Origin of the sequence: Lactobacillus sp. M0403 (assembly GCF_016101265.1) — a bacterium.
Classification (GTDB): Bacteria; Bacillota; Bacilli; order Lactobacillales; family Lactobacillaceae; genus Lactobacillus; species Lactobacillus apis.
Genome location: NZ_JACFQV010000006.1, coordinates 70,651 through 95,395, shown reverse-complemented (window position 1 = coordinate 95,395; position 24,745 = coordinate 70,651). Strand labels below are relative to the sequence as shown.

Here is a 24,745-nt window from a genome sequence, read left to right as displayed (position 1 = left end):
TACGAGAAAGGAACTCCTTTTTCTAATGTTTTAAGAAATTAATTTAAGGAATTATTCATCCTTACACAAACTATTTTACGGTCTCCTATGGATATCCTCAATTATTTTGATAATTGAGGATTTTTATTGCCCTAAAATACTTATTTAACGCATTGTCGATCGACATCATTAGCCCAGACTCAGGTTATTCAATAATAAAATAAATTGATAATTTACACGCTTTAATTGGTTTACTGTTATAATTATCATTAATATTGTAGTAGTAAGTAAAAAGGTAATTAAGATGAAAAAAAGCCATCATTTTATTAAAAAATCATTCTATGCACTATTTGCTTCAATAACTCTCATCGGATCATTTATTCTAAACAGTGGTCCCAATTCACCCAATTCTTTTAATCAAATCACCTATGCTAAAAAGACTAAAAAGGCTAAGAAAGTTAAGAAGGTACCACACCGCAGATGGAACAAAGCCAAAGCTTCGATTTACCTTGATTTAGGGAAAAATGACGATTTAATTGCCGTAACTAATGATGCAATTAAAGAATGGAACGAGACAGGTGCATTTACGTTCACAAAAACTAAGAATAGGAAAAAGGCTCAAATCACTGTTGTACCTTGGTATAATTCAGAAACCCGCTATGCAGGTTACACTCATTGGCGCTATTACGTCAAAAACCACCGTCTCGTTGCTTCAACTATCCAGTTAAACACATATTACTTGTGTGATTTTGCAGATGATGCTGAGCGCTACCAACAAGTACTTCAAGCTATCGAGCATGAGCTAGGACATGCAATGGGGCTTGATCATAATACAAAGGTGCCATCCGTCATGGACACTGAAGGAAGATACCCTATTCAGCCAGTCGATGTTAAAAACGTTAAGAAACTCTACCGTAAATAAAGCTTGCTCCATAAATTAAAAGACCATTCATGTTTTTAGTGAATGGTCTTTTTACTCTTAAAGTAACTGCTTAGCCACCGAAGTACACTTTCTGCACTTCTGGATTAGCTAATAGTTCCTGTCCTGTACCAGTTAATTCAATTTTACCAGTTGCCAATACATATCCTCGATCAGCAATCGAGAGAGCTTGTTTAGCATTCTGTTCAATCAACAAGATTGTTGTACCCTTTTCATTCAGCTCTTTAATAATCTTAAAAATTTCCTGAATATACAAAGGTGACAGTCCCATCGAAGGTTCATCAAGTAAAAGTAATTTAGGTTTAGCCATCAACGCACGACCAATAGCCAGCATTTGTTGCTCACCACCTGACAGCGTTGCAGCATCCTGATTTTTACGCTTTTGTAAAATTGGAAAGCGTTCAAAAATTTCCTGATAACCCTTGTTTTCTTCACTACCATTTTTTTGTAAAAAGGCACCCATCTGTAGGTTTTCCATTACCGTTAGTCCGGAAAAAATATGCCGTCCCTCTGGAACTTGTGAAATCCCATCTAATACTATTTGCGGAGCTTTTTCTTTAACAATGCTCTTACCCTGATATGTGATTTGACCATCCTTAGGTTTAAGTAGTCCAGAGATTGTTTTAACAATTGTCGACTTGCCGGCACCGTTTGCACCAATCAAAGTCACAATTTCGCCTTCATTTATTTTGAAACTTACCCCTTTAACAGCTTGGATAACACCATAATTAACGGACAAGTTTTCAACTTCGAGCATCGCCATCTAGACTTCACCTTCTCCCAAATATGCCTCAACCACTTTATTATTTGTCCTGATTTCTTCAGGGGTACCAGTTGCAAGTAATTCTCCTTGATCGAGAACATAAATGCGTTCAGCCAAGTTCATAACAAGAGACATGTCATGCTCAATCAATAAAACAGTTATGCCAAACTCTTTTTGCACCCGCTTAATTAGGTTAGTTAAATCTGCTGTTTCCTCTGGATTCATTCCAGCAGCAGGTTCATCTAAGAACAAAATTTTAGGCTGTGTTGCCAAGGCTCTAACTATTTCTAAGCGGCGCTGCGTTCCATAAGGTAGATTTTCAGCTAATAATGCTTGGCTATCTGTTAAATCGAAAATGTCTAGCAGTTTTTCTGCTGCTGCTCTCATTTCCTTTTCAGTTCGATAGTAGCTTGGCAAACGAAAAACAGTTGTCAAAAATCCTTCTTTGTACTTATTTGTCATGGCAGTTAAAACATTATCCATAACTGTTAAATTTTTGAACAAACGAATATTCTGAAAAGTTCGTGACAAGCCTAAATCAGCAATTTGGACAGCATTCTTACTGGTTAAATCATAAGTTTGCTTGTCAACTCGTAAATCTATTTTGCCGCTAGTTACAGGAACCATCCCTGTTAATAAGTTAAACAGCGTTGTTTTACCAGCACCATTTGGACCAATAAGGGCAACCAATTCATGTTCATCTAGATGAAGTGAAACATCGTTAACTGCGGTTACACCACCAAATTTACGTACCGCGTGTTCTACTTGCAGTAAATGCTCCATGTGCTAGCCCCTTTCCTTTTTACCAAAATGTTTACCAAGATTCTTTAATGAAAATTCCCAGTTACCGAGCAGTCCTGATGGCTTGAAGATCATAATTAAAATCAGTGCAATTGCATAAATAACCATTCTTAGCGCACCAAAGTTTTGTAAGACCGTATCTAACACGCCTAAAACAACTGCTGCTAAAAATGTTCCGGTCATACTACCAACACCACCTAAAACAACAATTACAAGAATCGAAATAGACTCCATAATTCCAAAGTTTGATGGTGAAATAGTTTGGATATAGGATGCATGCAAGCTACCAGCAATCGCAGCTGTTGTCGCACCAATAACAAAAGCGGCTACTTTCCACTTTGTAGTGTTAATTCCCATCGCTTCAGCAGCAATTTCATCTTCACGTACGGCTTTGATTGCTCGTCCGTTTTTAGATCTAATAAAGTTCATCAAAACTAGGGTCGTTAAACAAACCAAAATATAAACAGTTGGCCAAGAGCATAGTTGAGGAATATTAAACATCCCCGCTGAGCCACCAGTAATCTTCAGGTTATTGATGATGTTGCGAATAATTTCAGCCGCACCTAAAGTCGCAATTGCTAAATAATCACCCTTTAATCGAGTAAACGTTGCTGTTCCGACAACTAATGCAATAAGTGCTGCAAGCGCCATCCCAACCAGCAATGACACAATAAAACCTAGTTCAGTACTTACGTGCTGGGTAATAATCGCGGTTGCATATGCACCAATTGCCATAAAACCAGCGTGTCCAAGTGAAAATTGGCCACTAAAACCGATAATTAAATTCAATCCTGTTGCCAAAATAATATTGATTCCGATTGTGACCAACATATTTTCAATAAAGTCATCGATCACGCCTACCATAATCAACGCATTGATTAGATAGAAGCCCGCAACCATAATTACAAGCCACGACAAGATGTATTTCAAATTTGCTTTCATTTTGCCACCTAAACCTTTTCTTTAGTATTTTTGCCAAAGATACCGGCTGGTAAAAAGAGCAAAATAACAATTAAGACAAAGTAAACGACAGCATCTTTGTATGCAGATAAACCAATTGATTGGAAAAATGTTTCCAAAATACCAATCAGGAAACCTCCTAGTGATGCCCCAGGTACTGAGCCAATTCCGCCCAATACGGCTGCCACGAAGGCCTTGATTCCCGGTGTCATTCCCATCAGCGGATCAATTTGGTTATAGTACATCCCAATCAGAATACCGCCAGCACCGGCTAAGGCCGAGCCTAAGGCAAAAGTAAATGAAATCGTATGGTTCACATTTACACCGACTAACTCAGCCGCATCTGGATCAACCGAAACAGCTCTCATTGCTCGTCCCATTTTGGTCTTTTTGATAATTACCTGCAGCAAAACCATTAAGATCAATGCTGTAGCTAAAATCAAAATTTGAATATTAGAAATGACAATGCCACCAATGTTGTAATTAACTTGTTCCATTACTTGGGGAAAGCTGCGTGCATTAGAGCCTACTAAATATGACATACCATTTTCTAGCAAAAACGATACACCAATAGCAGTAATCAAAACCGCGATTCTAGGTGACTTACGTAGAGGTCGATATGCAAAATATTCAATCACTACACCAGCTAGTGCACTAACAATCATTGCTGTAAGTAGAGCGGTAATAAAGTTAAAGTGCCAAAGGCTAATTACGTAGTAGGCACAAAATGCCCCTAACATGTAAATATCGCCATGAGCAAAGTTAATTAACTTAATAATGCCGTAAACCATGCTATAACCCAACGCCAACAAGGCATATATCGAGCCTAATGATAAGGCATTGATAATTTGCTGTAAAACTATCTGCAAATTTGATCGCTCCTTTGAAATATCTCTATTAACTAAACATGTTTTTCGTTAATCAACCTTGTAAGAATTACTGATTTTTCCGTTAGTCATTTCCTCAGTTATGATTGGTCTTTCAGGGTTGTGTTTTTTATCAATCGTGATTTCGCCAGTAACACCCTTGAAATTCTTAGTCTTAGCTAAACCTGCAGTAATCTTGACTGAATCATCTGATTTTTGTGTTTCAATTGCATTTTTAACTAGGTATACCGCATCATAAGCAAGTGCTGAGAAGGCAGGAGCATCAGTGTGGTAACGTGCCTTGAAAGCCTTCATAAACTTCGAAGCAAACGGATCCTTAGCTGCAACACGAGTAGAAAATGGTGTGGTGTAGAAAATATTTGTGGCATTCTTAGGACCTGCGATTTGTGGTAACTTCGGATCAGCCATTCCGTCACCACCAACGATTGGAACCTTGATACCCATTTGACGGGCTTGCTTGATGATCAAGCCTACTTCAGTGTAGTAACCAGGAACATAAATCGCATCAACGTTTTTCGACTTAAATGAAGTTAAAACAGCGTTAAAGTCCTTATCACCTGCTGAGTATGTTTGGTTAGCGACTACCTTACCCTTATATGTATTTTGGAAAGCCTTAGCAAGCCCTGTTCCATAATCACTTGAATTATCAGCGTAAATAGCAACACGCTTGGCCTTTAATTTATCCATTACAAATTCTGCTGCTTTAGTTCCTTGGAAATTATCTTGGAAACAAGCACGGAAAACATACTCTTGAACCTTACCGTCTTTTTGTAAAGTATATTTTGAATCCGTTGCTGATGGACTGACACTTGGTACAGCTGCCTTTGTAATATTTGGAATTTCAGCTGTACCTGCACTTGTGGTTGCAGGCCCAACAATTGCCGCAACCTTGTCCTTAGTAGTTAACTGAGCTGCAACAGAGGATGAAGTAGCTATTGCCGACTTATTGTCACGTAAAATCAATTTAATTTTCTTCTTGTGACCATTAACGTTAATTCCACCTGCTTTATTGATTTCATCAACTGCAAGTTGGACACCTTGTCTTTCCGCATTACCATAACCGGCAGCAGCTCCAGACAGCTCTAAATTGGCTCCAATTTTAACAACATCATGTGCTTGGGTTGTTCCCTTGCTACCACTGTTTTTAGCAACGGAACAGCCCGCCATCATAAATGCAGCCGCTCCTAATGTGACAGCACTCATTACTCTTTTAGTAAACTTACTCATTTTTTCTCCTTTGACATTTACCTACAAAAACACCTCATTCAACTTAATGAATGAGGCGCTAGGTCATTTATGAGTTAAGCCCCATTCATCAAGAAGCAAACAAGGGCTCAACTTTACAAACTGCATTCAGCAATCTACTTAGGTTAAGTCCTACTTGACAACAAGGCAATAATTATCTTTTGCGTATTGACTATTCTGATGTTCTTTTTATTTAATTTTGTAATTTTCATTAAAATAGCCTCCTCAAAATTTAATTTAACACTTAGAATTATAGGTATCTTGTTTTTAGGTGTCAAGAAATATTTTAAAAATAATTTAATTTAGCCAAAAACCTTGAATGACTAGTTAGCTTTCTCAGCAAAAATAAAAAGCTGTAATCTCAATGATTACAGCTTTTTTCACTCTTTTGGTAAAACAAGTTTTTCATACAATTTGACTGTTAATAAATAATAAAATAAATAGAGAATAATAAAAATAACAAACGGAATCCAGATACTACGGTATGGGTTTTCTAACAAATCTTTGAAAAGTTGAAGTCCAAAAAGAACATCAATCACGCCTAGAAGTGCTGGTAAGAGAAAAAGAACACCGATTTCTGCCTTGATAGAACGCCGGAGTAGCTGTTTCCTTGTCCCCATTTGGTAGAGCATCCGGTACTTCGCTTTATCGCCAGCAGCACCACTTAAAACTTTAAACATTAAAGTTGAAGCAAGCATAGTCAAAAAGGCAAAGCCAAGAAAGAAGCCCATGAATTCAAACGAACTACTGTAAGCAAGTGAGTTGCCGTAAAAAGCCGCTTTAGACTGAGGCACGAGGGCGGAAAAAGCAGGCTTTTCTTTTACTTGCTGACTTTCCATTTTAGCGATAATAGGATAAGCCTGGCGAAAATCTTTAACTCGAAGAAGACTAACAAAGTTTTTCTGACCACTAAGTTTGCTTAACTCCTTTGACGAGACAAGCTTAACTTTTTGCTGGCCATGGTTTGGAACCATCCGCATAAAAATAGTATTATCTATTGCATTGCTATCAGATATTTTATTTACTTGCAGTGCTTTAACAGTATATTGAGTGACACCTCTGTTATTGGAATAATTAACACTGACATATTTCACTGGCTCTTTCGAAAGTTCTGCTTGATCAAAGTAAAGAACTTTTTTGGTTTCCTTGTAATGGTAGGTCTGTTTACTAATTACATCCAGTTTTGACTCGGCCTTTTTGACGGCAGAAGAATTGCTAACAATTGTTGCATCGTAATAAACAGACTGCGTTGCTAAATCATTGAGCGAATCAAAGTTCAAACCAACGGTGATTGCACCAAGTGCTAGAGCAAACAGCAAAGAAATCATTGTCAAAACTCGCGTATAACTTTGCAGTCGAAACTTCAGCTGTCCCAGCGTAAACATACGAATGCCATGGTAAGAGAAACTTTTCCTTTTTAGCAAAAGCCCCACAAGCGAACTAAATACTGCAGCAAAAATCAAGTATGAACCAATTACAATTGTTACCAAAGCGGTTGGAATAATTTTAAAAACTTGCTCCTTTGGCAGTGTCATTACGTAATAACCTATTGCCAGTAAGAAAACACCGCCTGCTGCTTCGATTACTCGTAAAAATGGGCGATAGCGAAATTTTACTGGTGCCTGATCTTCATGCAACAAAGTAATAACAGGCGTGTGCGTTAACTTATATACGTTAGCCAAGGCCACCACCAAAAATATTACTAAGAAAAACGCAATCGTAATTATAATCGCATTAGGTAAAATGGCCTGAAAATGTGGTATTTCTAAGCCTAACTTGCTAATTAGTATTTTTAGACTAATCCAGGTTAAACCAAACCCAAGTATAAGTCCTAAAAAAGTGGCTAAAAGACCAGTGATTAGGGTTTCACCAAAAATCAGTCGTCCTATCCTAGTGCTTTTAGCACCCAGCATCATGTACATGCCGTAATCATGCTTACGCATGCTGAGTAAAAACGTATCAGCATACAATAAATAGACTAAAGTAATAATGACTAATAAAACAATGCCAAAAATAAAAATATATTTTAAGTAATCTGTTCTAACGTGGATGTCATTTTTAATGAAGGCTGGGTTAACTGCAATTGCTAAAAACATATAGAAAACCATGCTAGCAACAGTTAAACCAGAAAACAAAACCAGATAGTCCTTTAGCCTGCTTTTTATTCCCGTTAAAGACAACTTCCAAATCATACGCACTCCTCTTTCCTAAACTAGCAGCTCATTCTCCTTTGTTGAGAACACTATCCGATTTCAAAACGATTTTTTCATATAACTTCACTGTTATTAGGTAATAGAGGACGTACAAAATGATAAAAATTGTAAATGGGATCCATAAGTTGTGGTACGGGGCTGGAAGAAAAACTCTAAACATCTGTAACCCAAATAAAACATCAACTACGCCTAATATTCCCGGTAAAAGGAATAAGATACCAATCTCATTTTTAATTGAATTACGTAAGACAGACATTCTAGTGCCCATTTCAAACAACATCTGATAGCGGATTTTATCGCTAGCAGCACCCGTTAAAATCTTAAACATTAAAGTAGAAGCAAGCATAGTTAAGAAAGCAAAGCCCAAAAAGAAACCCATGAATTCAAAACCACTACTAAAGTTCATAACTAGCTGATAGGCTCCTGCCTTACTTGATTGATAAACATTGGCATAATTTTTGCTTTCTTCTAGCTGCTGCTTTTCAATTTTTAAGAGAATTGGATAGTCTTGCTGAAAATTCTTTACGGTTAGAATGGTGACAAACTGCTTGTCGCCCTTTAAACCAGCCCATTTTTGCTGTGAAACCAAACGAATAGGTTTATGGTGCTTAGCAGGAAGCATTGAGTTCAAAGCGTTATTAGCAGTTGTTCCCTGCTTAGCCAGATCAGCAATTTTCAAATTTACTGTCTTATAAGCTGGTGTGTCATTTTTGACATAGAATTCATTGTTTTTGACTGGATTAGCACTGAATTCAGCCCGCTTAAAGTACAAATACTTTTTGTTTTCTTTATAATGATATGTTTGTTCATGCTTGATATGCAGCTGCTTTTTAGCTTCTTGAACTGCAGAAGAGGAACTTACAATCGTCGTGTCATAATATGTGCTTGCAGTAGCTTGATCTTTAAGTGTACTAAAGTTCAATCCCACCGTGATTGCTCCTAAAGCCAAGGCAAAGAGCAGCGAAATAATTGTTAAGATCTTGGTGTAGTCATGAATCCGAAAATTTAACTGACCTAGTGTAAACACCCGGATTCCGCGGTAAGAAAAGTCTTTTCGCTTTAATAAAAAGCCAATTAATGCACTGAAAAAAGAATTAAATGTAAAGTATGATCCCGCTACAATCGTCACTAAAGCAACTGGAATGATAATTAAAATCATTGCTGCGGGAAGACTGAGCGTATAGTAACCTATGGCTAGCAGAACTAGGCCAGCAATTGCTTCCACTGAACGCAGCCCGGTTTTAAGACTCGTTTCAGCTGGCTTTTGCTCATCTTTCAAAAGGTTGATTACTGGTGTACGCACTAATTTACGTGCATTTTTGAGCGCGCCGAAGAGAAACATTAAAGTGAAAAAGATTAGTGTCCACAAAACGGCATTAGGCAAGATGGGACTAAAATGAGTAACCGTTAAACCCAGTTTATCAATTAGTAATTTGGCAACAACTGTGGTCAAGCCAAAGCCCAGAATGATGCCAGCTGAAGTGGCTAAAATCCCAGTAATCAATGTTTCTAAAAAAATTAGCAACCCAATCTTGCTACTCTTGGCTCCTAGCATCATATACATGCCATAGTCGTGCTTACGCATGCTCAGCAAAAACGAATTAGCGTAAACAAGATAAATCATTGAAATAATGACTAGTAATACAATGCCAAAGCCAAATGTAAATTGAACATATGAAGTTGAGGTTTGAATATCGTTTTTGATAAAGGCCGGATTAATTGCAATGGTCAAAAACATGTAAAAGATCATGCTTGCAACAACCAAGCCAGAGAATAAGACCGTATAATCTTTAAAACGATTTTTGATTCCTGTTAAAGATAATTTCCAAATCATATTCGTTTCCTCTATTCATCGGTGTCTAAATGATCAATCAATAAGTGATAAAACTCTTGCCGCGACAGCTCGTTTTTCAACATTTGCTTACCAATCTTACCGTCTTTAATAAAGAGAATTCGACTGGCAAAACTAGCGGCAAACGGATCATGAGTAACCATCAATGTTGTAATGCCATCATTTTGATTCAAATCTTCCATTGTATCCAATAATTCGCGTGCACTCTTTGAATCAAGCGCACCGGTTGGCTCATCTGCAAGTAAAATTGCTGGTTCATGAACTAAAGCTCTGGCTGCTGCTACCCTTTGCTTTTGACCTCCGGAAACCTCAGCAGGATACTTGGCTAATATTTGCTCAATTCCAAGTCGTCCAGCAATTCGATCGATTAACGGATCAATTCGCTTAGTTGATATTCCACGCAAACTTAGCGGCAAAGCAATATTTTCGCGATTTGTTAAGTTTTCCAGCAAATTAAAGTCTTGAAAGATAAAGCCAATTTGCTTACTTCTAAAATCGGCTAATTGATTGGCGTTTAACGTACTATTATCCTCATGATTAATAAAAACATGACCACTTGTTGGCTTATCGAGAGTTGACAAAATGTTAAGCAGGGTCGTTTTCCCTGAACCTGAAGCACCCATAATAGCCACATACTCACCCGAATTAACCGTGAAGTTAATGCCCTTTAGTGCCTGATATTGCTTTTCGCCGCGCTTACCATACGTTTTGGTTACCTGCTCTACACGTAGTATTTCAGTCATGTTTTCTTTTCCTCCTATTAGTCACTGTGTATTATATATCTAATACACTAATCCTGTTTTGATATTTTGTCAAACAAAAAAAGCACTTACTTAAGTAAGTGCTTTTATCAGCTAAGTTTTGCTGTACTTCTAGCATATAAAATTAAGCTTTAGCCAATTCTCTTCATCACTTTTTTTAGTGGTATCACAATAATCGGTGTAACTATTGCTGTAAAAATTGCTTCAATCAAGCCGTTCATCCCTAAGGCAACAATCAAAGCCTCGATTAATGGCGTTCCTTTGGCAAAATTACCCATGTAACCAATTAGCCGCCCTGAATCATTCATAAAAACAAGGCTGGTTAATAATATGACTAAGACTGTATTGGTTAAAGAGGTAACCGCACCTGCAATTGCATAGCTGGTTTCTCTTATTCCATTTTTCTTATTCTGAAAGAGTTTGCCTATTAGACCAGGAAAAAGTCCAGCACAAACACTTGGAATTACTGCGATGAAAACATTTTGAAAGAGCATCAAGCTGACAATATCGCCTGGCTGTGTAAACGCCAAGATCAATCGTAAAATTCCCCAAAACAAACCAAAAACCGCTCCAGCCACTGGACCCATTAATAAGGCGTAAATTGCAACTGTTAATGGCGCAGTCGTAATTGCAGGTAACCCAGGCAGGATACGAATATAACCAATGTTAGGAACAAAAGTCTGAAGTAAAAAAAGTGCGATGAATAAAGCTGTAATTGCCATGTTTCTTGTTTGTTCTCGTCTCATGTAAGTTTTCTCCTTAATAACATTTCGCTATTATATTGCTAAACTTTTTAAGTCGCAAACAATTATATTGGTTGCTAAGACCATGATAATACAGGTTTAAACTCTAACTGTCCTTATATGCTTTTTCCTAATCCTGTTCTTCTTCAAAAAAGGCTCTAAATTTCTCGGCCTCTTGGAGCAATTTTTCACGATTATCGACCTGCGGTAGCTTATAACCCACAAAATAAGGTGAAGCAGCAAATCGTGCAATTAACTTAGCACAAATTTGGCCACCTTCACGCGGATAAAAGAATAAATTATAGGAATCACAGCGCCCCTTTGACACCACATTTAGCATGTACTTGGTTCCCGCTTGAATCCAGTCTGCCCATAAGTCAACACTAGACAAATCACATAAATTAAGATTTAATTCAACATAGCCGTGAATTGGAGCAGTTGAAACGTTAACCTCAACTCCAGCTTCATCAAAGAGTGTTATACCCTTAAAATTGGCTTCGTTAATGTACCGATAGCCGTCTTGCTTTTCAAGTCCAACAATCTGCATGTGTGGGTGCACAAGTGAGCCTCCTGAATTTGGGCCAAAGTTCTTGTACCATAAAACGGACTTGAACTGTTTTTGGGCCCTCATCTTATTGAAGCAGTTCAGGGAAAACCGAATTAATTGTCGATTGAACACTTTAGAATAGGTCGCAATATCACCATGATGATCACTTGACTCAATTAAAACAGTTTGAACCGTGTCACGTAACGTTGGATACTTATTACGCAACCAGATCATGTCACCATTTTTTTGATAGATATTTTCTAAGCTGTCAACTTCACAAAATGGACAGCCCGAATTATTCTTTACTTTACGATATGAATTAGGTTTATTTTTTGCAATATTTACATCAAAAATTAACGGGTCAATATCCATCATATCCTCCAAAAATTCTATCTTATCTATTGCATTTTACTAGCGCCGCAATAGATGATAAACTGGAACCGCAATTATTTTATAAAAAGTTATTTATAGTGGGTAAAATTATGCAATCTAGAAAAGATTTAAAGAAACACAACAATCGCAACAACTTTTATTTAATTATGGTTGGCATCTTCATGATTTTAGCAGTTGTCTTTGGTGTTATTTTATATAATCGGCACGTTGAATCACAAAAGGCCGCCAAAGAATTTGCTATTACTCATTTTAACCCTAATGTAACCATTTATGGTGTAAAAGTAGGAAATCTAACTGTTGATAAAGCAACGAATAAAGTTAATGCAAAAGCTAACAATATGGTTGTGTTGGAAAAAGGTAAGGTTTCAATTGAACGCGATCCCAAGCTTAAAACAATCCAGCGCGAAGAAGTTAAAAAATATTTCGATAAACAGCACACGACAATGCCTGATAAACGAAATTTTGACTACAAATACACAGATCTTGCAGCAGCTAATGATGCGCTTAAAAATGTTAGTCAAGCAAAATTGAATTATCAAATCGCTGGCAAGTCATACAAATTGCAGGCCCGCGACTTGCTTAACGAAGTTACTTTCAAACAAGGCAAGTTTAACTTCCTTAACTCTGAAAACTTAACTGCCAAACTTAACCAGATTGACCAGGAAGTCACAACCTTGCACAAGAGTTATAAATTTACTGTTCCGGTCAAGAAAAAATTGAATGGCAAGGAAATTACCGTTAAAAATGAAAGTTATGGCTGGGGTGTTAACGTTAAAAAAGCACAAGCAGCAATTGAACAAGCATTCTTAACTGGTAAAACCAAATTAGATGGTAAAGACTATATTTACGGTCTAGGTTACAGTACCTACGGACTCGGCTATGGTCAAAATAATCATGGCATTGGTGACGACTATATTGTTGTTTCCTTGAAAAAGCAGGCACTTTGGATCGTCAAAAAGGGAAAATTGGTTGTTTACCTAAACGATGTGGTTACAGGAACCAAAAATGGCGGTAAAGGCAACAGAACTCCTACTGGTGTTTGGTACATTCACTATAAAGAATCCCCATCTGTTCTTCGTGGACGTAACAATGATGGTTCAAAATATGCATCACCAGTTAAATATTGGATGCCATTTACCTTAAGTGGTTGTGGCCTGCACGACGCAAGCTGGCGTGGTGATTGGACTAAAACCGCCTACCTCCGTGGTGGTTCACACGGTTGCGTTAACATTAAACCAGCTGAAGCAAAAAAAGTTTGGCGTAACGTAACTAAACATGAACCAGTGATTGTTTATGATTAGAGTTAAATCCTAAGCAAAAAAAGCAGTGCTTTAAATTAAGCATTGCTTTTCTTTTATCTAAAAATCATGACGCGATCGCCAATATTTTTTAATGAAACTATTTAGTAATAGCTTCCTTAATCTTCTGGTTAACAACTGCCTGTTCTTTAGTTACTAAGTCAGCCTTAGTAGCAATAACCTTAGTATCCATTTGAATCTCTCGGCCTAAACCAGGTTGATCAATTTTTGGTTCAAAGAAAGTAGTGAATTCCTTTAAACGAGCTGGGGTATGGAATGCTTTTGCCGTAACAGTTATGAAACTGGTAAATTCCATATCGCCACCGATAGTCTTTTCAAGCCAAGCCCATTCAGCACGAATCCAATCCCAAGCTAGTTGCTCACCTTGCTTGTTAGAAAGAACTGAGAAGTACCATGAGCGCAAATCTTGTGGTTTGATAATATCATTGTTTTCAAAGTTATCAACAATTTGCTTAAGGTCTTCCTTGTCCTGAGTTGAAGTTATGGCTGCCATAAGGTCTTGCTTAAAGTATGGATCAACTGCAGTTTGATACTCTTTAACTAGGCGTTCAATAAGCTCTGAACTGTGGTAGTTTTTAGCTTCATTAATCAAAACATATGGTCGAACTGAAGCTTCAATCTTAATTAAGTCTGCCTCGTTTTGGACAAAGATTTGGTGACCTGCTTTTATCACAGCTGGGTTGCCAGCATATAATGCAGCTGATAATTCAGTTGGACGAATTTGTAGCTCATCAGCAGTATCTGTTTCTTTAGCTTCCCAGCCAAGACGTTCTACTTGTTTACTTGAAAGTTGATCAGTAAATTGCTTTAAGTTCTTTTCTTCATCAGAATCTGGTGTGACAAACTTACGTAAGCTAGCCACAGCACTGAATAAAGCACCAATTACGATGTTAGAATCAGAGTCAGCAAATTTTGGTAACAATGGCACGATTTCTGCATATGAAATCTGGTTGCCTTGAGCTAAAAGACCCAAATCTTGCAATAATTGTAATTGATCAACAGGCTTTAAGTCGTCAACTTCAGCAATAATATCAGCCATCAGCGTTTCGTCGTAGTTAACGATAAAGTGTGAACTATTACCAACATTAAGGCGTAGTGCGTGACCTGCTTTTGCACGTAAGTCACTATAATCACCAAGATCGAGTTCTCTATCAGACATAATCTGAGGTGCGTCAAAGTTTGCATTTAGCGGAATTGCCCACTTGCGGCCAACTTCCTTACCTTCGCCAGCAAAGAATTGCTTCTGTGTTAAGATCAAATGACCATTTGCGTCAACTTTAGCACTAACTACAGGGTAACCAGGTTGATCTAACCAAGTATGCATAATTTTGCCAATGTCCAAATCAGTTGCAGTTGATAAGGCATCCCAAAGGTCATCACCAGTTGCATTGCCAAACTTGTGTTGGTCGAAATAATATTTGAGGCCTTTACGTAAGGCATCATCGCCAAGCAATGCTCTTACCATTACAAGCATCCTTGAGCCCTTAGCATAAACAATCGCACTGTCGAAAATCGAATCAATATCAGCTGGATGTTCTACTTCAACGTGAACTGATTGAACACCATCAGTTGCATCACGATTTAAAGCGGCCGGAACTTCAGAAACTTGGTATGTGTTATCCCAGACATGCCACTCAGGTTCAAGTGCATCAACTGAAACGTATTCCATCATGTTGGCGAAACTTTCATTAAGCCACAGGTCATCCCACCACTTCATTGTAACCAAGTCACCAAACCATTGGTGAGCCAGTTCGTGAGCAATTACAGTTGCAACATACGCTTTTTGGTCAGCCGTTGCATTATCTGGATCAAGTAAAATTGCTGCCTCACGGTAAGTAATTAGACCCCAATTTTCCATTGCACCAGCTGAAAAGTCTGGCAATGCAAGTTGCCAAGAATGTGGTAATGGATACTTAGTTTGATAGAATTCTTCATAAAATTCAATTGCTCGCTTAGCAATGTCTAAAGCAAAGTCTAATTCTTTTGCTTGGTGTGCCTTTGTTGCAAAGACACCAACTTTTACACCATCTTTGGTTTCAGTCATCTTAGATTGCAATTCACCAAATGCAAAAGCAATTAGATAGCTAGACATTCTAACGGTTTTTTCAAAGTAGTGTACACCGTCTTCAACCTTAATTTCAGGCATGTTAGCAATAGTTGTTTCGCCTTCATGTTCATCATATTTCAGTGCTAAAGAAAAAGTAGCCTTAGCTTCTGGTTCATCAACACATGGAAAAGCTTGACGAGCAGAGGTTGTTTCAAACTGTGTACCAATTATCTGCTTCTTAACCCCATCTACTGTGTAATATGACGGATAAATACCCATCATGGTATCAGTTAATGGAGCAGAATACTTAATTTCAACTTCTGTCTTACCGGTCTTGCCCAAATCTATTTTAATTGCTTCTTTTTCATCGTCGACTGTAAAAGGAACCTCTTGGCCTTCACTAATCACTGAAGCAATCGTCAGGTATTTTTGGTTGACCATGATTGAATCCTCAATGGCCTCACCAGTAATTGTAGTAGTACCTTTAATGGTTTTCTGTTCCCGGTTTACCTCAATATAGAGATCATAATGCTCGGGATGGAAAGTTTCATAAAAATGTTTTACTGTCATTGTCTGCCTCCTAATATAGCAATATAACAAATTTTACCAAAACTATTCGGAAATGACATTAAAACTCGTTTGTAAGGTTTGCGTGTCTGTTTTGTAACAACAATGAAATATTGCTTGTGTAGTATTATCAGTATCAATAAATCAAGTTTGAATAGGGAATGAAGAAATTGAAAAAAAGTAAAAGTATCATTTTAAAGTTAGTCGCCGCGTTAGCCTTATCGTTTGGCTTTACCACAATTGCACAAGTAACTACTGACCACTCTGGTGTTCAAACGGTTCAAGCTGCCAAAAAGCTATCAGGTGCTGAACGTGCTGCAAAAAACTGGATTGCGATGCGTGAATCTGGTGGTAACTACTATGCTAGAAATGGTGTTTGTTACGGTAAATATCAATTAAATATCAACTACTTAAAAGGTAATTTATCACCAAAGAATCAAGAACGTGTTGCTGATAACTACGTATATGGTCGTTACGGTTCATGGGTTAACGCCAAGAACTTCTGGTTAGCTCATCACTGGTATTAAAATTCATTCCCTAAAAAAAGTCTAACAATTTGTTAGGCTTTTTTATTTACTATTTATTTATTTGTTTTGAGCATTTGCTCGATTTCGGCAAAATATTTTTCCACTGGTTTTCTTTTTGTGTGCCACATTTCTGCTTTAGCAAATACGCTAGCAATTTTTGCTTATCAGGGCGATCAAGAAACAGGTAGCTTTGCGGTATAGTGATTTCAGGCATGACACTACGTAACTGCTCCAGAGTGACCTTTTTCACTGCGCAATAATTGAGAATCGGAATAATGCAGCCATCATTTTTCGGCATAAAATAATCATATATTTCTTCATATTGATCGTGTTGAATCAACTGGCCAATTTTAGCCAAGGTATTCGCATCATTTTGAATTAACGAGGGACATTTAATAAACAATTCAATGCCACCATTTTTACCAGTTGTGTACACAAAGGCCTGGAAGCTGTCCTTAAAGAAGCGTTTACGGTACTCAATCACCTTTTGACCGATTAAAATTTCGTTTACGTATTCTTCATGCATTGATAGTAATAAGGTGGGTAAAAATGGATCGTATACACTGTTTTCAACTGTCTGCAATATTCTTCTCCCTTAAAAAATAGAAAATAAAAAGCTGTTCCTCCATCAATTGAGAACAGCTTTTTTGCTTTTTAAGCTCTGTGTCGTAATAAATGAGCCTTAGCCGGTTCTGCCTTAAGCCAGTTGGCAAAGAAGGCAAAGCCAAAAACCATCAGCGCAATAATTGCAGTCAAGATAAACAAACCATTATTACTGTTCAAAGCAATTGTTTGCTCATCTTTTAAAAAGGCGTCTGACTCATTAACTTGATTGCACAATCCAAAGAATAACATGATTAGACTGCTCAAAGTTAGTACGCCATTAATTGCTGTCAAAACTTTTATTTTCGTTAACTTCAAAAAATCATGTCCTTTCTTTTGATTCAAATATGTGCCATTATATACCCTCAGTAAATAAATGCAATACTCTTCAGCTAAAATAGTCCATTCTTTAGGCACTTTTTCAAGTCTATTCTTGTTTATCAATTTAACTTTCCAAGTTAATAAAAAAAGAAGCTAATCTCCACTTCTTTTTTTACCATTCACTCTTTAACCATTCTTGTGCTAGTTCGAACCAGTGACCAGCATGTGGATTATCTTGCCATTCTCTTCCCTTAACTACCATATCAGTTCGAGCAAGTGAAAAGCCGTGACCACCACGATTAAATAAATGCGCTTCACACGGCACATTATGTTCACGTAAAGCTTCAAGGTATTCCAAAGTATTGTTGACGAGTACAATTGGATCATCCCACGCATGGAAAATAAAGGTTGCTGGTGTTTCAGCGGTTACACCTAATGCACTATTTTTAACGAAATCATCAGCAGGCACCTTGTCCAATTCATCTTCTGGAATATCAAAGCCAATTTTAGCTAGGTTAATTAGTGGGTAGCCTAGAATAGTCTTATTTGGCAATACCGCTTTACTGGTAAAATTAAATTCTTTTTGGTATTCCGATGAATTGGCCATGCTATTAGCCAAACTAGCAACGTGTCCACCGGCCGAAAAGCCAACTGTAACAATTCTTTCCGGATCAATTTCATATTCAGCAGCGTGATCACGGAAGTATTTAACCGTGCTTAAAACGTCAAGTCCTGCATCAGGGTATATATCGCCCTCATCTTGAACCAGATTATATTCCATCACTACACTATTAAAGCCGCAATTATTAAAAGCTAATGCAACCGGCTCCCCTTCGCGCAAGGATAAATGATCAAAACTACCACCAGGAATAACAATTGCGAGCGGATGTTTAGCGGTTACTAAATCTCCAATCGAATCCAAAGTGTATGTGTGCACGTTAAATGCCCTGTTGTTAAAGTTAGTTAATGTTAAATCTGTTACTTTCATTCTTTTACCTCATGCTTCACCATATTCTTTGCCAAGAAAGCCGTTGATAGGGGTACCGTTAGCAGTACGGCAATCAGCGAGTACATGACAATCAAAATTTCATTAACAAACATCTTTTCGTTGAGAATTTCACCTAAAGTGTAATTTAGCCTAATATACCATAAAAATAGGGATAAAAAGCTACCAAACATTCCAAATAAAATCGTGTTCATTGATGTTCCTAATACATCATTACCTATTTTAGACCCGCTCGCCATCAAGTCTTCATGTGAAATTTCCGGATTGTGTTTTTTGATTTCTAATAAACCAGAGCTCATTGCAACTGCGGCTTCGGCAACCGCACCCAAGGTCGAAAAAATCGCAACAGCGACAGCAATTAGTGGGTAGCTTAAGCCTGGCATTTGCGATAAGCCAACCAAAATTTCACCCGCTTCTGGCCCAAGGCCCGCAGCTTGAGCAAGCCATTCACAGCCTAAAATCAGCACACTGACGACTAAGCAGACAATAAACGAACAAGTAAACGAATTTTTGGCCACCTGATAGTCATGTGTCCCTAGGAAAATAATTGTTACTAATTTTAGTGGAATAAAAATCAGAATCAAAATCGGAATATTAATGCCCCATGAGATTAAAATTGCCAGCAAAATTAATAGCAGTGTGTTAATCAGTACACTGAAAAAGCTTCTAATTCCAGTTTCACCGCCAACGATGGTCATCAGAATTGCTAAAACAATAATTAGTGCCACTAACGTACTCAAATTTGCTTCCACTCCTTTCTCTTTTTCTCTTCCAAAAAGAGAAGACTACAACCTGTTGCAAAGACAACGGTCAACACAATTCCAATGGCCGAAATTACGCTTTGCGTTACGCCAAGTGATAATGTAAAGCCAAAGGTTGAGCTGAGCGTATTATTGTCACGCAAATAAATGATTGTCAGTGGTAATTCTTCTGACATAAAAATCAGCACTAGCACATTGATTAAGGGACCCATTATTTCCTGTCCCATGGTGCGACCACTTTTGACTAATTGCTTCGCCGTCAGGTCCTTTTTAGTTTGAACCAGTTCATACAGGCTAGAAACGATGTCGGTTGCCTCATCCATAACCGCACCGAGAATTCCCAGCAGCGTTTGCGCCAGAAAAATTCCGCGTGGATCTTGTGTTGCATAATCGCCTGTTTCATATTTGATTTCCGACTCCCCTGTCAGTCGCATAATCAAATAGCATAATGCAAAAGAAACAACCGTGCCAAGGATTGTGGCTAACCATGTCGCCAGCATTTTTTTATTTAAACCTTGAACAAGAACTAAACTGAAAAAGGAGAAGACAATATCAGCTAAACCAAACAGTAGCACGATATATGAACCGTTTAACTTAATATCAGTCATAATCAGCAGGTAAAATAAAGCCCAACTTAACGCCATTGAGCACATCAAGCCCAGTGCTTTTTTACCAGAAACGGCCACCATCAGTGTCATCATGATCGTAAGTGCGAGCGCAAGTATCCAATCCCTTTTAGGTCCCTGAATAGCTGGATCATTGTGCTTGATATTAACAAAAATCCGTTGACCCGCCCGATATTTTTGCGTAATCAGTTGCGAAGGGTAGTAATAGTTTACTGTACGGAAGGTTTGCCCCTTGTATTTGCCCGATAAAATTTTTAAATGTAAAACTTGCTTTCTTGTTTCGTCCTTGTTGTCATAAACATCTGTACTTTTTTCGACCAGCGTATCTTTAATTTGCCTATCGCTGATGACGGCAACATCATGCTTAGTATAGATGTCTGTGGCAAAGTATGTACAAGCCGTCAAAATCAAACCAATGACTGCAACAATCATAGCAACAAGATAACGTCGCTTAATTCTCTTCAATTTGACCATCCTTAAATCCATAATGATTCTACTCTACCGCAAAAATAGCAATTTGGAATCTTAATTTAGCTTAATAAGTTAAAACTTAATATTAATAAAAAAACGGCTTTAAAAAGTCGTTTTTAATTATTTAGATATCCAAAAATTTTTGCCACCAGTGAGTCTTTTTGGGTTCGACCTGCATATCAGTCAAAGTTCGCAAACCACTATTGTTGGCACTTTTTTCGGCATTTTCCTTGGCTTTAGCTAATATTTCTTCATGGACTTCTTCACTTGATTTTTGGCCATCATCGACAACTTGGGCGCGCTTCTCAGCAGCCGTTAAAGGTTTGTCGATATCAGGATCGGCTTGATCAAGTAAGTCCGTTTCATCATCCGTAATAATACCTGAAATATCAGGTAGCCCGGCAAATGCACTTTCACTAGACTCTTTTTGGCCTAATTCTTTTTGCTTAGCTAGCAAGTCTTTGTTTTGTTTTTCAATTCGATTCAACTGCTTCTGCAATTTATCAAGTGCCGAATTTTGTTGCACAATTGTCTGCTGTAAAGCTGTTAGCAATTTTTCCATTTGCGAAGGCGACATCACTTCTTGTTTTTCGTGCTCAGCTTTTGTTTGAGCAACTTTCTTAGTTTTATCTTTTTTATCACTAACAGCAAAAATCTGTTGGGCCGCCTCTTGCAATGTCAGTCCATTATCTTGAGCTAGCTTATGAAAGTCCTTGAGATCTTGTAAGTCCTTTTTACTATATAGACGGGCTTTTTGCCTTGTCCGTTCATAGTAGTCTGGTTTACCCGTCACTTTTTCAACAATCAATGAATACTTCCGCAAAGTCGGGACACTTATTTTTAATTCCTTAGCAGTAGCAGCAGGTGCAGTTAACTCTTCAAAATCATGCTTATCTTTTGTCATTGATTAATACTCCCAGCACAATCTAATTTAATCATGTTTATGTAGTAGTGTCTTTTTGTGCTCGTAGCGTTCTTGAGCATATTCAATTAGACGTGTGATTAATTCAGAGTATGGGATGCCTGCTTCTTCAAATAGCTTAGGATACATACTGATGTTAGTAAAACCAGGTAGGGCATTAATTTCAGTTAAAATTAGTTGATGATCACTTTCACGCAATGTTGAGTCAACACGTGATAAACCACTACATTCTGTAGCTTGATATACCTTCAGAGCATTTGAACGAACTTTTTCGGTAATATCTGCTGGTAAATCTGCCGGAATCTGCAACATAGTTGTTGAGTCATCGTCATACTTATTTTCATAACTATAAAAAGTACCTTCAGCGTTGATAATTTGACCAACACCAGAAACGATTGGCTTATCATTACCTAGCACAGCAGTTTCAACTTCAGTTCCATGAATTGTTTCTTCAATTAAGACTTTGTCATCATATCTAAAGGCATCTTCCAGTGCGTCATTGAATTCTTGTTCATTAGTTACATGATGAACCCCAACGGAAGAGCCTTGATTAGATGGCTTCACAAACAAGTCGCTACCTAATTTTTCGCTAACTTTTGCGTAATTGCGCTTATCATTATTTGCATCTTCGTATTCAAACCGCTTAATTGAAATCCAGTCAGCAACTGGTACGCCAACGCGTTGAGCTAAGATTTTCGTAAACTCTTTATCCATTGTAACTGCAGATGCCAAAACATCATCACCAACAAATGGCTTGTCGAGAATACGGAAAAGTCCCTGCAAACAACCATCTTCACCTAAATTGCCGTGAACAATTGGAAAGAAAACATCGATTTCAGGTAAATCAGCCAGCTCAATCAGATTGGAAATGTTCGCGACTTTATGTGGATTTTCTACAGTATACTTGGGATCTTCAAGAACTTTAAATGAGTCTTCCTTACTTGCCAAATAACCGTCATTGGTAATCCAAATTGGACAAACATCAAATTTGTCCTTATCAATTGCATTATAAATATTGTGGCCCGACATAATTGATACTTCATATTCGGAGGAATTGCCACCAAAGATCAGACCAACCTGTGTTTTTCTAGTCATTTATTCTACCTCTTAACTAATGTTTCTAACTTTTTAATTATACGGCAATAAACTTGTAAAAAAGTGTAAATTAAACGATTTTTTGAAAAAATTTCCTTATTTGTTCTCTTTAATGTAAAAAAGCCCCCATTTACTGCGGCTTAGGGAACTTTTATTATGAAACAAGAAAGGTGAATTTACTTATTTTGCTAGTTACTAACTCTCTTTTTAAGTCCAGCCGTAATCTTACTTAATTAGCATTATTCCCATGCAATGCGATAAAGTTTGTTGATTTTAGTGGGATTTTTCGCCAAAAATTGCTGATGGTATGCAACTGTTAAATAAACTTCATTATTGCCAATTAACTGTAAACCCTCAAGTTCGGTGTAATAGCTGGGAATTTCTAATGCAGGCTGCTCAGTCAAGTCAACCAGTTCCCAATTAAGCGGATTAGGTTCGCGCCACGGAATTTTCACAATTTTTCGATCATGTCCTACCTTGTCGCTAGCTGGCTGGCTAGATATATATAAGTCATTTTGTTCTTTGCCACTTTGATCAAAATAATGGTTAAGGGCAAAGCCCTGCAACGAGCCAACTTGACCCCTACTCCCAGACAAATTAGGAATCATAAATGCGTCCAGACAGTTAAGCTGAGTAATATCAACGGCTTTATTAGGTGCTTTTGCCTGATCAAGAGCGGTATTGAGCTCATTTAACTGATAGAGCGCAAAATAGCCATTATGATCATTGTCACCGTATGCAATTAGTGCATCTTGTTGATCAGTCGAAACAGCCAGTTCCACCCTTGCAAACTGATTACTGGCACAGCTAATTCCAAACTTATTGCCGGCATGATTTAAGTTGGTTAGACATGGCACACCCTTAAGGTTAGTTATCGGTCTAAGTCGTGGTAACTTTAGGCGAGCAATTTGGGAAGACCAACTAGACCAGCCTTGCTGCTGATTCATGTCATTGGGCTTGACCCCAACAAACCATTGCTTCTTTCGCCCAGCATTTTCAAAAGTCTGCGTATGACCTGCTACTTTTTGGGCTATTCGCAAAGTTGGCCAGCTTTTTTTAAAAGAAACATTGCGCCCTTTGCGACCGCGGTAAACAAAAGATGCGCCACCGACTTGCTGCAAGGCATATGCATGGCTTTTCCCCACATAAGTCTTTTGGACCACTACTTGACGCAAATCACGATCGACTGGACCAGTTACTCCGTCCCAATCATCTAAGTCACTAATTAATTCAATCTGAATATTATGGACTTTAGGAATCCCCCGATTAAGCGACATTATCTTTCTCCTACACTTAAAACATACTGAAATTAGCACCTTTATTTTAGTATTTTGCAAATTTTAACACTGATTTGCAAAGTTTTGACTTATAATAAATTGAGGATTAGGAGGAATAAAGTAAAGTGTCACATAAAATCATTTTAATATTAACCGGCTTACTTTGTGTTCTTCCTTTTAACACTAGTGTGGTTAGTGCTGCCGAGTTCACAACAGCTGAGACAAGCAAAATTCAGCAGCTTCGGCAAGACTATAATGCGCTAGACCAGACCACCTTTAATACTACTAATCTTTATGCAGTTAAACCGCAATTTAATCGCAAATTTAAAGAAGGCATACTAGCACCTGCTTATCTTGAACAGCAACTGGCTTATATTAACTATTATCGTCAGCTCTTCAGCTTAGAACCAGTTAGTGACAATCATCAAGACAACATTAATGCTCAAAAAACAGCGGCAGTGTTAGCGCTACTCAATGCTAATCCCTTAATTAATCAGCATAATTTACCTTACGAAAAAAGACCGAAAATCGTCAATCGCGGAACTTGGCAAATTGCACGTTCGACCTCTAATGCAGCAAATCTGAACTTTAATACATGCAATCAGTCTGCTGGAGACGTCGTAACGGATTTACTCACTGATTCATACAATCTCTCAGGAACAGATACGGGACATCGCGCCTGGCTACTGTCAACCAGGCTAACTACCATTGGACTTGGTGCAGCTTATGGCAAAAATGGTTATCGTTATTCAGTTCAAAAAGTCATCAATTCAACTGATGCTTTTCGTCTGGCTAGCCAAGCTCGAGTCGCTTATCCAGAAGCAGGTGTTTTTCCCATCGAACTTTTGAAAGGGAAAAACATTGCTTGGTCACTTTATTTTTCTGATCAAGTAATTGAAGGAACTCCGCAAATTACAATAACTGATGAAGACACTGGCATCAGTTATCAAGCTGAAAAAGTTGAAAACTTTAGTGATGCCTGCTATGGTAACTTTCAATCAGTTATTAGCTATTTACCGGGTGATACACCTTTAATTTCCGGACACGAATACCGCGTCGATATCAGCGGTATCATCAGCTACCGTTTTAAATTATTTCAGTTAAAACAATAAAAGCACG

At 37.8% G+C, this 24,745-nt stretch carries 23 protein-coding genes; 4 read left to right on the top strand and 19 right to left on the bottom strand.

Going from position 1 to position 24,745, the window contains the following annotated elements; genetic code table 11:
- Positions 1–283 precede the first annotated feature (283 nt).
- Positions 284–901: a matrixin family metalloprotease gene (locus H3T48_RS07825; protein ID WP_198189089.1), complete on the top strand. Its 618-nt coding sequence runs from the start codon at positions 284–286 to the stop codon at positions 899–901.
- 70 nt (positions 902–971) lie between these two features.
- On the opposite strand, the gene H3T48_RS07820 is transcribed toward H3T48_RS07825, so the two are convergent.
- The 10 genes from H3T48_RS07820 to H3T48_RS07775 form a co-directional block, all read right to left on the bottom strand.
- Positions 972–1,682 carry an ABC transporter ATP-binding protein gene (locus tag H3T48_RS07820; RefSeq protein ID WP_198189088.1) on the bottom strand — a complete coding sequence of 237 codons (711 nt, stop codon included), beginning with the start codon at positions 1,680–1,682 and terminating at the stop codon, positions 972–974.
- On the bottom strand, positions 1,683–2,465 hold the full coding sequence (locus tag H3T48_RS07815) for an ABC transporter ATP-binding protein (RefSeq protein WP_046305925.1): 783 nt from the start codon (positions 2,463–2,465) through the stop codon (positions 1,683–1,685).
- Positions 2,466–2,468: 3 nt separating this feature from the next.
- The gene (locus H3T48_RS07810; RefSeq protein ID WP_198189087.1) at positions 2,469–3,425 is read right to left on the bottom strand and encodes a branched-chain amino acid ABC transporter permease; all 957 of its coding nucleotides are present in this window, start codon (positions 3,423–3,425) and stop codon (positions 2,469–2,471) included.
- Between the two features lie 8 nt (positions 3,426–3,433).
- Positions 3,434–4,312, bottom strand: a complete 879-nt coding sequence (locus tag H3T48_RS07805) for a branched-chain amino acid ABC transporter permease (protein WP_046305923.1) — start codon at positions 4,310–4,312, stop codon at positions 3,434–3,436.
- A 48-nt stretch (positions 4,313–4,360) separates the two neighbouring features.
- A complete protein-coding gene (locus tag H3T48_RS07800; RefSeq protein WP_122034130.1) occupies positions 4,361–5,557 on the bottom strand; it encodes an ABC transporter substrate-binding protein in 1,197 nt (398 codons plus the stop codon).
- 398 nt (positions 5,558–5,955) lie between these two features.
- Entirely contained in the window at positions 5,956–7,767 is a 1,812-nt protein-coding gene (locus H3T48_RS07795) for an FtsX-like permease family protein (protein WP_198189086.1), read from the bottom strand.
- 28 nt (positions 7,768–7,795) lie between these two features.
- Positions 7,796–9,622, bottom strand: a complete 1,827-nt coding sequence (locus H3T48_RS07790; RefSeq protein WP_198189085.1) for an FtsX-like permease family protein — start codon at positions 9,620–9,622, stop codon at positions 7,796–7,798.
- Between the two features lie 11 nt (positions 9,623–9,633).
- Positions 9,634–10,383, bottom strand: a complete 750-nt coding sequence (locus H3T48_RS07785; RefSeq protein WP_074426054.1) for an ABC transporter ATP-binding protein — start codon at positions 10,381–10,383, stop codon at positions 9,634–9,636.
- A gap of 149 nt (positions 10,384–10,532) precedes the next feature.
- Positions 10,533–11,147, bottom strand: coding sequence for an ECF transporter S component (locus H3T48_RS07780; protein ID WP_198189084.1), 615 nt, complete (start codon positions 11,145–11,147; stop codon positions 10,533–10,535).
- Positions 11,148–11,274: 127 nt separating this feature from the next.
- Positions 11,275–12,063: a DUF4931 domain-containing protein gene (locus H3T48_RS07775; RefSeq protein ID WP_198189083.1), complete on the bottom strand. Its 789-nt coding sequence runs from the start codon at positions 12,061–12,063 to the stop codon at positions 11,275–11,277.
- A gap of 110 nt (positions 12,064–12,173) precedes the next feature.
- On the opposite strand from H3T48_RS07775, the gene H3T48_RS07770 reads away from it, so the two are divergent.
- Positions 12,174–13,385 (top strand): L,D-transpeptidase family protein, encoded by a 1,212-nt coding sequence (locus H3T48_RS07770; protein WP_198189082.1) that lies wholly within the window; start codon positions 12,174–12,176, stop codon positions 13,383–13,385.
- 97 nt (positions 13,386–13,482) lie between these two features.
- On the opposite strand, the gene H3T48_RS07765 is transcribed toward H3T48_RS07770, so the two are convergent.
- Positions 13,483–16,020 carry a M1 family metallopeptidase gene (locus H3T48_RS07765; RefSeq protein ID WP_198189081.1) on the bottom strand — a complete coding sequence of 846 codons (2,538 nt, stop codon included), beginning with the start codon at positions 16,018–16,020 and terminating at the stop codon, positions 13,483–13,485.
- A 158-nt stretch (positions 16,021–16,178) separates the two neighbouring features.
- Between H3T48_RS07765 and H3T48_RS07760 the strand changes: the two genes are divergently transcribed.
- A complete protein-coding gene (locus H3T48_RS07760; protein ID WP_046305909.1) occupies positions 16,179–16,544 on the top strand; it encodes an aggregation promoting factor surface protein in 366 nt (121 codons plus the stop codon).
- Between the two features lie 49 nt (positions 16,545–16,593).
- Here the strand turns inward: H3T48_RS07760 and H3T48_RS07755 are convergent, their stop codons facing one another.
- From H3T48_RS07755 to H3T48_RS07720, 8 genes are all read right to left on the bottom strand, one after another.
- Positions 16,594–17,127: a hypothetical protein gene (locus tag H3T48_RS07755; RefSeq protein ID WP_198189080.1), complete on the bottom strand. Its 534-nt coding sequence runs from the start codon at positions 17,125–17,127 to the stop codon at positions 16,594–16,596.
- A gap of 71 nt (positions 17,128–17,198) precedes the next feature.
- Positions 17,199–17,591, bottom strand: coding sequence for a hypothetical protein (locus tag H3T48_RS07750; protein ID WP_198189079.1), 393 nt, complete (start codon positions 17,589–17,591; stop codon positions 17,199–17,201).
- Positions 17,592–17,640: 49 nt separating this feature from the next.
- The gene (locus tag H3T48_RS07745; protein WP_187158569.1) at positions 17,641–18,456 is read right to left on the bottom strand and encodes an alpha/beta hydrolase; all 816 of its coding nucleotides are present in this window, start codon (positions 18,454–18,456) and stop codon (positions 17,641–17,643) included.
- On the bottom strand, positions 18,453–19,214 hold the full coding sequence (locus H3T48_RS07740) for a YibE/F family protein (protein ID WP_198189078.1): 762 nt from the start codon (positions 19,212–19,214) through the stop codon (positions 18,453–18,455). The genes H3T48_RS07745 and H3T48_RS07740 overlap by 4 nt, the downstream gene beginning before the upstream one ends.
- Positions 19,211–20,347, bottom strand: a complete 1,137-nt coding sequence (locus H3T48_RS07735; protein ID WP_232349913.1) for a YibE/F family protein — start codon at positions 20,345–20,347, stop codon at positions 19,211–19,213. The genes H3T48_RS07740 and H3T48_RS07735 overlap by 4 nt, the downstream gene beginning before the upstream one ends.
- Positions 20,348–20,456: 109 nt before the next feature.
- Positions 20,457–21,236: a transcriptional regulator gene (locus H3T48_RS07730; RefSeq protein ID WP_198189077.1), complete on the bottom strand. Its 780-nt coding sequence runs from the start codon at positions 21,234–21,236 to the stop codon at positions 20,457–20,459.
- Between the two features lie 27 nt (positions 21,237–21,263).
- Complete coding sequence (locus H3T48_RS07725; protein ID WP_187158571.1) at positions 21,264–22,349, bottom strand: D-alanine--D-alanine ligase family protein; 1,086 nt, start codon at positions 22,347–22,349, stop codon at positions 21,264–21,266.
- 239 nt (positions 22,350–22,588) lie between these two features.
- Positions 22,589–23,626 (bottom strand): helveticin J family class III bacteriocin, encoded by a 1,038-nt coding sequence (locus tag H3T48_RS07720; protein ID WP_198189076.1) that lies wholly within the window; start codon positions 23,624–23,626, stop codon positions 22,589–22,591.
- 125 nt (positions 23,627–23,751) lie between these two features.
- Between H3T48_RS07720 and H3T48_RS07715 the strand changes: the two genes are divergently transcribed.
- Entirely contained in the window at positions 23,752–24,738 is a 987-nt protein-coding gene (locus H3T48_RS07715; protein ID WP_198189075.1) for a CAP domain-containing protein, read from the top strand.
- Positions 24,739–24,745: the final 7 nt, after the last annotated feature.

What these genes read in the sequence shown, in the direction of transcription:
- H3T48_RS07825 (WP_198189089.1), top strand. Translation starts at nt 284, where the DNA reads ATGAAAAAAAGCCATCATTTTATTAAAAAATCATTCTATGCACTATTT.
- H3T48_RS07820 (WP_198189088.1), bottom strand. Translation starts at nt 1,682, where the DNA reads ATGGCGATGCTCGAAGTTGAAAACTTGTCCGTTAATTATGGTGTTATC.
- H3T48_RS07815 (WP_046305925.1), bottom strand. Translation starts at nt 2,465, where the DNA reads ATGGAGCATTTACTGCAAGTAGAACACGCGGTACGTAAATTTGGTGGT.
- H3T48_RS07810 (WP_198189087.1), bottom strand. Translation starts at nt 3,425, where the DNA reads ATGAAAGCAAATTTGAAATACATCTTGTCGTGGCTTGTAATTATGGTT.
- H3T48_RS07800 (WP_122034130.1), bottom strand. Translation starts at nt 5,557, where the DNA reads ATGAGTAAGTTTACTAAAAGAGTAATGAGTGCTGTCACATTAGGAGCG.
- H3T48_RS07795 (WP_198189086.1), bottom strand. Translation starts at nt 7,767, where the DNA reads ATGATTTGGAAGTTGTCTTTAACGGGAATAAAAAGCAGGCTAAAGGAC.
- H3T48_RS07790 (WP_198189085.1), bottom strand. Translation starts at nt 9,622, where the DNA reads ATGATTTGGAAATTATCTTTAACAGGAATCAAAAATCGTTTTAAAGAT.
- H3T48_RS07785 (WP_074426054.1), bottom strand. Translation starts at nt 10,383, where the DNA reads ATGACTGAAATACTACGTGTAGAGCAGGTAACCAAAACGTATGGTAAG.
- H3T48_RS07780 (WP_198189084.1), bottom strand. Translation starts at nt 11,147, where the DNA reads ATGAGACGAGAACAAACAAGAAACATGGCAATTACAGCTTTATTCATC.
- H3T48_RS07775 (WP_198189083.1), bottom strand. Translation starts at nt 12,063, where the DNA reads ATGGATATTGACCCGTTAATTTTTGATGTAAATATTGCAAAAAATAAA.
- H3T48_RS07770 (WP_198189082.1), top strand. Translation starts at nt 12,174, where the DNA reads ATGCAATCTAGAAAAGATTTAAAGAAACACAACAATCGCAACAACTTT.
- H3T48_RS07765 (WP_198189081.1), bottom strand. Translation starts at nt 16,020, where the DNA reads ATGACAGTAAAACATTTTTATGAAACTTTCCATCCCGAGCATTATGAT.
- H3T48_RS07760 (WP_046305909.1), top strand. Translation starts at nt 16,179, where the DNA reads ATGAAGAAATTGAAAAAAAGTAAAAGTATCATTTTAAAGTTAGTCGCC.
- H3T48_RS07745 (WP_187158569.1), bottom strand. Translation starts at nt 18,456, where the DNA reads ATGAAAGTAACAGATTTAACATTAACTAACTTTAACAACAGGGCATTT.
- H3T48_RS07735 (WP_232349913.1), bottom strand. Translation starts at nt 20,347, where the DNA reads ATGGATTTAAGGATGGTCAAATTGAAGAGAATTAAGCGACGTTATCTT.
- H3T48_RS07730 (WP_198189077.1), bottom strand. Translation starts at nt 21,236, where the DNA reads ATGACAAAAGATAAGCATGATTTTGAAGAGTTAACTGCACCTGCTGCT.
- H3T48_RS07725 (WP_187158571.1), bottom strand. Translation starts at nt 22,349, where the DNA reads ATGACTAGAAAAACACAGGTTGGTCTGATCTTTGGTGGCAATTCCTCC.
- H3T48_RS07720 (WP_198189076.1), bottom strand. Translation starts at nt 23,626, where the DNA reads ATGTCGCTTAATCGGGGGATTCCTAAAGTCCATAATATTCAGATTGAA.